Source organism: Kitasatospora sp. NPDC056531, from assembly GCF_042794375.1.
Lineage (GTDB): Bacteria > Actinomycetota > Actinomycetes > Streptomycetales > Streptomycetaceae > Kitasatospora.
The window spans coordinates 1443-9182 of sequence record NZ_JBHTTU010000157.1 but is presented as its reverse complement, the minus strand read 5'-3'; the positions used below and the strand labels follow the sequence as shown (position 1 = coordinate 9182).

Here is a 7740-nt window from a genome sequence, read left to right as displayed (position 1 = left end):
GACGGGCCGTACGGGGCCGGCGCCGCGGCCCCGTACGGCGTTGCGCCCGCGTCGGGCGCATCGGGCGTGTCAGGCGCCCAGGACCTCGCCCACCAGGGCCCGGGCCTCCTCCTGCACCCGGGCCAGGTGCCCCTCCCCCAGGAACGACTCGGCGTAGATCTTGTACACGTCCTCGGTTCCCGAGGGCCGGGCGGCGAACCAGGCGTTGTCGGTGCACACCTTGAGGCCGCCGATCGCCGCCCCGTTGCCGGGCGCGTTCGACAGCACGGCGGTGATCTTCTCCCCCGCGAGCTCCCCGGCCGTGACCTGCTCGGGCGCCAGGCGGGCCAGGCGGGCCTTCTGCTCGCGGTCGGCGCCGGCGTCCACCCGGGCGTAGGCGGGCTCGCCGTGGCGGGCGGTCAGCTCGCGGTAGCGGGCGCTGGGGGTGGTGCCGGTGACGGCGGTGATCTCCGAGGCGAGCAGGGCCAGCAGGATGCCGTCCTTGTCGGTGGTCCACACCCCGCCGTCGCGGCGCAGGAAGGAGGCGCCGGCGCTCTCCTCGCCGCCGAAGGCGATCGAGCCCTCCAGCAGGCCGTCGACGAACCACTTGAAGCCGACCGGGACCTCCAGCAGCCGGCGGCCGAGGTCGGCGGCGACGCGGTCCAGCATCGAGGAGGAGACCAGGGTCTTGCCCACCGCCGCGTCGGCGGGCCAGTCGGCGCGGTGGCGGTAGAGGTAGTCGACGGCCACCGCCAGGTAGTGGTTGGGGTTCATCAGGGCGCCGTCGGGGGTGACGATGCCGTGCCGGTCGGCGTCCGCGTCGTTGCCGGTGGCGATCGCGTACTCCTCGCGGCGGCCGATGAGGGAGGCCATCGCGGACGGCGAGGAGCAGTCCATGCGGATCTTGCCGTCCCAGTCCAGCGTCATGAACCGCCAGGTCGGGTCGGTGACCGGGTTGACCACGGTCAGGTCCAGGCGGTGCGACTCGGCGATGCGCGCCCAGTAGGCCACCGACGCCCCGCCCAGCGGGTCCGCGCCGATGCGAAGCCCCGCCGCCCGCACCGCGTCCAGGTCCAGCGCCGAGGGCAGGTCCTCGACGTAGGCGCCCAGGTAGTCGTAGCGGCCGGTGGTGGCCGCAGCCAGGGCCCGCGTGTAGGGGACCTTCCTCACCCCGCGCAGGCCCTCGCGGATCAGCTCGTTGGCGCGGTCCTGGATCCAGCCGGTCGCCTCGGACCCGGCGGGGCCGCCGCTGGGCGGGTTGTACTTGAAGCCGCCGTCGCGCGGCGGGTTGTGCGAGGGCGTCACCACGATGCCGTCCGCCAGCGCCCTGGGGCTGCGCCGGTTGTGGGCCAGGATCGCGTGCGAGACCGCCGGGGTGGGGGTGTAGCCGTCGGCGGCATCGATCAGCACCTGCACACCGTTGGCCGCCAGCACCTCCAGCGCCGTCACCTTCGCCGGCTCGGACAGCGCGTGGGTGTCCGCGCCCAGGAACAACGGCCCGGCCACCCCCTGCTGCGCCCGGTACTCGCAGATCGCCTGCGTGGTCGCGGCGATGTGGTCCTCGTTGAACGCCGCGTCCAGTGACGAGCCCCGGTGCCCCGAGGTCCCGAACGCCACCCGCTGCGCCACCTCCTGCGGATCCGGCTGCAACGCGTAGTACGCCGTCACCAGCCGCGCCACGTCCACCAGGTCACCGGGCTGCGCCGGCTGCCCGGCCCGTGCGTGTGCCATCCGTCTTCTCCCGCCGAAAAAAGGTCCGAAACTCGCGATCCGTCCACTGCCCCCGCGCTCACCGATCGTAGCCAGAACGCGACCGTGCCCCGAACCGCACGGGCCACTCCGGGACACGTACGGCCGATTCCGCCCGACCGCACCGACGGCCACGGGACACATAGGGCCGTCCCGGCCCGGACCGACAGCCGGACCCAGGACGGCGGCCGGACCCAGGACGGCGGCCGGGTTCAGGACGGCGGCCGGACCCAGACCGGCGGCCGGACCCAGGACGGCGGCCGGACCCAGACCGGGCGGCCGGACCCAGACCGGCGGCCGGACCCAGACCGGTGGCCGGACCCAGGACGGTGGCCGGGTTCAGGCGGGCGGCTGCTCGCGGTACCCGTCGAGGGCCGGCGCGGTGAAGCCGGCGGCGAACTTCGTCACCCGGTACCCGGCCAGGCCCGCGCGCGAACGGGTCGGTGGCCGCCGGCGCCTCGAGCGCCGCCCGGTCCCGCTCCTCCGCCAGGACCACCCCGCCCTCCCGCGCCACCTTGCGCCCCGCGGCCAGGAACACCCCCGCCCCGAACCACCCGCGCAGCCACTCCACATGCCGCGCCAGCGCCTCGTCGATCCGCTCCAGATCGCGGTGTACGTCAGCTCCAGTACGAACACGCGGCCAGGCCGGCCCCTCCCGCGCACCGCCGGCCCGACGCACGCCCGACGCCCCGGACCGCGTCGCCACCGCGGCCCGGGCGCGGCTGCACCCGGCGGCAGGACCGTCCGCACCGCCCCGGGCGGGCCACGGGCCGATCCGACCGGGAACACCCCAACAGAATCAGTACCTACCCTGATTCACATCAGATCCCACACATGAATCCGTACCCTGACACCCGCCGCGGCGGACCGTCGGCGTCCCCGACGCACAGGTGAATCAGAACCCTGATACACGCCGTGGCTCGAACCCCCGTCCACCTCACCACCGGCACCCCGGCCCCACGACCCGGCCCCACGACCCGGACACCCACCAAGGAGCAGCCCCCGTGGCACAACAGCGCACCCTCGGCCCCGCAGGCCCCGCAGGCCCCGCCGTCAAGGCGATCGGCCTCGGCTGCACGGGCATGAACCGGGTCTACACCTCCCGACTGCAGAGCGCCCACGAGTCGATCGCCGCCATCCGCCGCGTCGTCGACCCCGGCGTCACCCTGCCCGACACCCCCGACCCCTACGGCCCGTTCACCAACGAGGAACTACCCAACGAGGAACTGCCCAACGAGGCGCCGGCCGGCGAGGCGCCGGCCGGCGGCCCGCGCGAGCACGTCGCGCCCGCCACCAAGGGCGCACTGACGGCCGGGCCCGAGTCCCGCCCCGGCTCCGCACAGGTGGCCGCCGACGGCCGGCCCGAGCACCTGCGCACCGCCGCGGGGGGGGTCGCCGCACCGGCTGCGCACCGACCGGATCGACCCCTACCACCTGCACCGGATGGACCCCGCGGTCCCGCTCGCCCACAGCCGGGGCGCCCCGGCCGAGCTCCGACAGGAAGGCAGGATCCTGCACTTGGGCCCGTCCGAGGTACCCGCCGCCCGGCCGGACCAGGCGCACGCGATCGCCCCGGTCGCCGCCGTCCAGTGCGAGCCGTCGCAGTGGAACCGCGACCCGCTGACCGACATACCGCCCCGGTGCACGGCAGGCGACGCCGCCTCCGCCCCGTCCCCCGCCCGGCCGCCGCTTCCCGGCCGGCCGCTTCGACGACGACACCCCCGACCAGGACGACTTCCGCCCCCGGCCGCCACGCTTCCACGAGCAGGCCCGGACACGGAACCCGCGGACCGCGGACGGCGCCCGAAAGCCCGCCCGGCGCCACCCCGCCACCCCCGCCCGGACAGCACCCGCCCGGCCCCCCGCCCAGGGCCAACACGTCGTCCCGATCCCGGACAGCACCCGACCCGCACACATCGAACAGAACGCGGGCCGCCGCCGACCTGCGCCCCAGCCCCGCCGACCCGACCCGCCCCGACCCGCCCCGACCCGCCCGCCGACCCGCCCGCCGACCCGCCCGCCCGCCGACCGACCGCCGACCGCCGACCGCCGCCGGAACCCGCTACCGACCCCCACGACACCCGGACGCGACCAGGCCAGGGGACATCAGCCCACTGATGTACCGTAAAACCCGAATACCACGGACCAGGGGACAGCCAGGGATGCGAACACTGTGACCGAGAACAGCTCCAGCCGGCCCACCCCGGCCCAGCCCGACTTCCACAACCGCCTGGGCCACGCCATCAAACGGGCCGAACAGGCACTGATCGGCGAGAAGACCCGCGCGCTGCGCACCGTCGACCTGACGGTCCCCCAGTACGTCACCCTGCTCGTCCTCCAGCAGTCCACCGGGATGTCCGGGGCCCAACTCGCCCGGGAGTGCATGGTCACACCGCAAACCATGACGACGATCCTGACCAACCTGGAAGCCAAGGGCCTGATCACCCGCGAGACCTCCAACGTGCACCAGAAGGTCCTGGTCGCCAAACTCACCCGCCCCGGCCACGCGCTCACCAGGAAGGCCGACACCCTCGCCCGCCGCGTCGAACAGCGCCTCGCCGACGCCCTCGACGAAACCGAACAAGCCCAACTGCGCGACCTCCTGAACCGCTCCACCGCCGCACTGCGCAACACCGACTGAAGCCGGCCCGGACCCGAACGAGGGGCGACACCACCGACCACCACCCACCCCACAAGACCCCATCACCAACACCCCCACCCCCGGGCACCGGCACCACCCCACCCCCGGCACCGCCCTGGTGCCGCCCTGGTGCCGCCCTGGTGCCGCCCTGGCGCCGGTGGACCTCCAGCAGCGGATCGCCCAGCGCCCCACCGCCCCGCCGAGCGGCGCCACCGTCCAGCGCCCCACCGCCCCGCCTGAAGAACGCCTTCGAAACCGCCGCACCGCCCGCCACCCCGGTCCGCCACCCCCGCCCAGCCGAGCGGCGTCACCGTCCTGCGCTCCGCCGCCCGCCTGAAGAACGCCTTCGAAACCGCCGCACCGCCCGCCACCCCGGGCCAGCCGACAGCGACAACGGCCCCGACCCCCCACACACAACCGCTTCGCCGCCGCCGTGGACACCCGCCCCGGCAACAAGGTCCCCACCACGTACCGCACCGACGCCTTCGAAGACACCAACCCCGCCGAACGGCCGCACCACCCGGGCGCCACCGGCCCCGTCCCCGCAGGCATCGCCACCGACTACGGCGTCGGCCAGAGCACCCGCCCCCCGGCCACCCCACCACCGCCGTCCAGAACGCCGTCACCACCGTCACCACCCCCGACCACACCACCACCCTCCAAACACCGCACGACCCGGGCGCCACCGACACCGACACCCTCCTCACCCACCACACCCGACCCACCGACACACACCCCGACAAGCACACACCCCGGCCAGGACCCACCCCACGGATCCCGCCCACCCCGACCACGACGCCCGGACACCCGCCCCACCGACACAGGAAACGCGGCCACCGACGACCCACGACCAGCCCGCCCGACGGACTCCGACGGACCCCGGCCGCATCACACGCCGGTACCGCGCAGCCCGCGACAGGAACGGGCGAGAGCGGATCCGAACCACCACAACCGAAGCGGGAGCTCTACAGGCCCTTGGGCCCCCGCATGCCCAGCCCGCCCTCAGAAGACGTCAACACCGTTGCCCCACACGGAAGACACGCGGGAACACGGGAACACGGGAACACGGGAGCATGCGCGGGAACGCAGGAGCGCGGGAACGCGGTGCTCAGCGCGCCCGGACCGGGACGGCGGCGACGCGGGGCGCGGACGGGAAGCGCCGACAACCACGGCCAGGGGCGGCACGCTCTACTACGGCGTTCACGGCGCACTCCCCCCTTCACCGCGCGGCGTGCGGTGCGCGGTGTCGTCCGCGACCACTCCCACCCAGCACTCCCCGGGGGTGCAACGGGTTTTCCCAACCCGGGCCCCGGGAGGGTGCCGACCCCAATCCTGCCAGGTCAGACAAGGGTTGCGGTAGGACCCAGCACACCCCGGTTTCACCTTGCCCAGGCCCCTCTGCGGGGCGCACACTCGTGCGACACCCCTCCCCTTCGCGGCCCGACGCGCCGCCGCCCGCCCTCCCGGGCGGCCGGCGCGCGAGCCGTCGCGCCCCGGCGCCACCGAAGGGGGGCGGGTGGACCGATGGGCAACGACGAAGGGGGACACAGGACATGAACGTGCACGCGGACCTGGTACTGAAGGCGCGGGTGCGGCTGATGAGCCACAACGACCGGATCCTGGACGGAGAGGAGGGCCTGTGGGCCTACCGGACCCTCTTCACGGTCAACCCGCACATCTACGCCTACAAACTGGCCTACGTCCTGCGGGAGCTGAGCGAGACCAGCCCGCGGACGGCCCACCTGCCCGACGCCCGGCACGCCCTGCTGAAGGAAGCCCAGGCAGCCGCCGCCCACATCCCCGCCCACGCCCCCGCCTACCAGCGACACATGTGGGACCACACGATGTCGGACCTACGACAGATCGAGCGGCGCCTGGGACAGGCGGGGCAGTGACCCACACACAAGCCGGTAGGCGGTCGCGGGATGGGTTGCGGGACAACGGACCCCCTATTGACGACTGATCGGAGAAATTCTGATATGAGCAGGTCAGGACCGTCCCGCCGCGCCCTGACCGCCGGCGCCGGAGCCGCCGCCGTCGGCCGGAACACCGCCGCCCGCCCCTGGACCGCCCACCCCGGAACGGACACGGCCGCCCCCCCCGGACAAGACGGTGACGCTTCAAGGCCACCGGCCGGAGCGGTTCTGCGGCGACTTCGGACACCTGGTCACCTGCGCGCCGCGCGCGGTGCTGCAGCCCGGCACGGTGCTGGACGTGCACAAGACGGTCGCCTTCACCCGCCGCCACCACACCCCGGTGGCCGTCAACGGGCAGAGCGGCGACGAGGCGGTCCTCGGCCAAGGCGGGCTGGAGTCGCACTCCAACTACGGCCAGGCCGACCCCCCACGGCGGCATCGCGATCGACACCCGCGGCCTGGACACGATCCCATCGATCCGACCCGGACAGGCGGTGGTCGAAGCCGGCGTCACCCGGGCACAGCTGACCGACACGGGCCTCATCCAGGGCCGGGTGCCACCCTGCCTGACGAACTACCCGCACCCGCCCGTGGACGGGACGCTGAGCGCGGGCGACATCGGCCGGGCCGTGCAGCGCTACGGGATGCAGGTGGACACCGTCCAAGAGCTTCAGGTGGTCACCGGCACCGGAGAACCGGTCACCGCCTCCCGCGAACACGAACGGGAACTGATCGAGGCCGTGCCGGCCGGTTGATGAGGCTTCGCGAAAATCCCCGGGGCCGCTCTTCGCCCCAGTTCGTCCGCTGGGCAAGTGACTGGGGATGACGGGGAGCGAAGAGCGCGTCCTGCTGGTACCGATGCGGAAAACCCGTTGCCCCGGAACCTGTTTGAGCCGATAGAAGGGGGCATGGACGACGAGATCATTCCCCCAGTCGAGCGGATGCTCACGGAACACGCCTGCGAGCGCATCATCGTGGACTTCGTCTACCGCCTTGACCTCGGCGACCCGAGTTCGGTGGCCGAGCTCTTCACGCCCGATGGTGTCTGGCACTGGCCTTTCGGAGACCGGCGCATCGAGGGGCGCGAGGCCCTGCGCGCCTACTTCGCCTCCCGCCCGGCGGACAGGCTGTCGCGTCGTCTGATGACGAATATCCTGGTCACGGCGGAATCCGAGACAACAGCCCGGGCCGTCTCGTATCTGACGACATACCGGGTCGACGGCTACTCAGGCGGGATGATCGAGCCCAGGCACCCGGCGAACGTCGGCCACTACGAGGACGTCTTCCGCAAGATCGACGGCGCCTGGTTCCTGGCCAGCCGCACCGTTTTCCTTCCCTTCGGCGGCGGCACCGAACGGCTCCCCGCCGCGGATGCATCACACACCTGACGACCGGAACGGAGCCCAGACAACCCCTTCTGCAAAGACTACGTTGCCAGGTGGGCGCCTAGTGGGG

The 7740-nt window shown here is 73.5% G+C and carries 6 protein-coding genes and 1 pseudogene; 5 read left to right on the top strand and 2 right to left on the bottom strand.

The window, feature by feature from the left end; translation table 11 throughout:
- Positions 1–69: 69 nt before the first annotated feature.
- Both pgm and ACFQ87_RS42625 read right to left on the bottom strand, forming a co-directional pair.
- The gene (gene pgm, locus ACFQ87_RS42630) at positions 70–1710 is read right to left on the bottom strand and encodes a phosphoglucomutase (alpha-D-glucose-1,6-bisphosphate-dependent) (RefSeq protein WP_380616347.1); all 1641 of its coding nucleotides are present in this window, start codon (positions 1708–1710) and stop codon (positions 70–72) included.
- A 357-nt stretch (positions 1711–2067) separates the two neighbouring features.
- Positions 2068–2364 (bottom strand): annotated as a pseudogene (locus tag ACFQ87_RS42625) (YciI family protein).
- 768 nt (positions 2365–3132) lie between these two features.
- Between ACFQ87_RS42625 and ACFQ87_RS42620 the strand changes: the two are divergent.
- The 5 genes from ACFQ87_RS42620 (at position 3133) to ACFQ87_RS42600 (ending at position 7673) form a co-directional block, all read left to right on the top strand.
- Positions 3133–3846 (top strand): aldo/keto reductase, encoded by a 714-nt coding sequence (locus ACFQ87_RS42620; RefSeq protein WP_380616349.1) that lies wholly within the window; start codon positions 3133–3135, stop codon positions 3844–3846.
- Between the two features lie 55 nt (positions 3847–3901).
- A complete protein-coding gene (locus tag ACFQ87_RS42615; RefSeq protein ID WP_380616346.1) occupies positions 3902–4369 on the top strand; it encodes a MarR family winged helix-turn-helix transcriptional regulator in 468 nt (155 codons plus the stop codon).
- 1553 nt (positions 4370–5922) lie between these two features.
- Complete coding sequence (locus ACFQ87_RS42610; RefSeq protein WP_380616345.1) at positions 5923–6264, top strand: hypothetical protein; 342 nt, start codon at positions 5923–5925, stop codon at positions 6262–6264.
- Between the two features lie 458 nt (positions 6265–6722).
- The gene (locus tag ACFQ87_RS42605) at positions 6723–7040 is read left to right on the top strand and encodes an FAD-binding protein (protein ID WP_380616348.1); all 318 of its coding nucleotides are present in this window, start codon (positions 6723–6725) and stop codon (positions 7038–7040) included.
- Between the two features lie 153 nt (positions 7041–7193).
- Positions 7194–7673: a nuclear transport factor 2 family protein gene (locus tag ACFQ87_RS42600; protein ID WP_380616344.1), complete on the top strand. Its 480-nt coding sequence runs from the start codon at positions 7194–7196 to the stop codon at positions 7671–7673.
- The last annotated feature ends 67 nt before the right edge of the window (positions 7674–7740 follow it).

Coding starts and splice junctions, on each gene's coding strand:
- ACFQ87_RS42610 (WP_380616345.1), top strand. CDS start 5,923: ATGAACGTGCACGCGGACCTGGTACTGAAGGCGCGGGTGCGGCTGATG.
- pgm (WP_380616347.1), bottom strand. CDS start 1,710: ATGGCACACGCACGGGCCGGGCAGCCGGCGCAGCCCGGTGACCTGGTG.
- ACFQ87_RS42600 (WP_380616344.1), top strand. CDS start 7,194: ATGGACGACGAGATCATTCCCCCAGTCGAGCGGATGCTCACGGAACAC.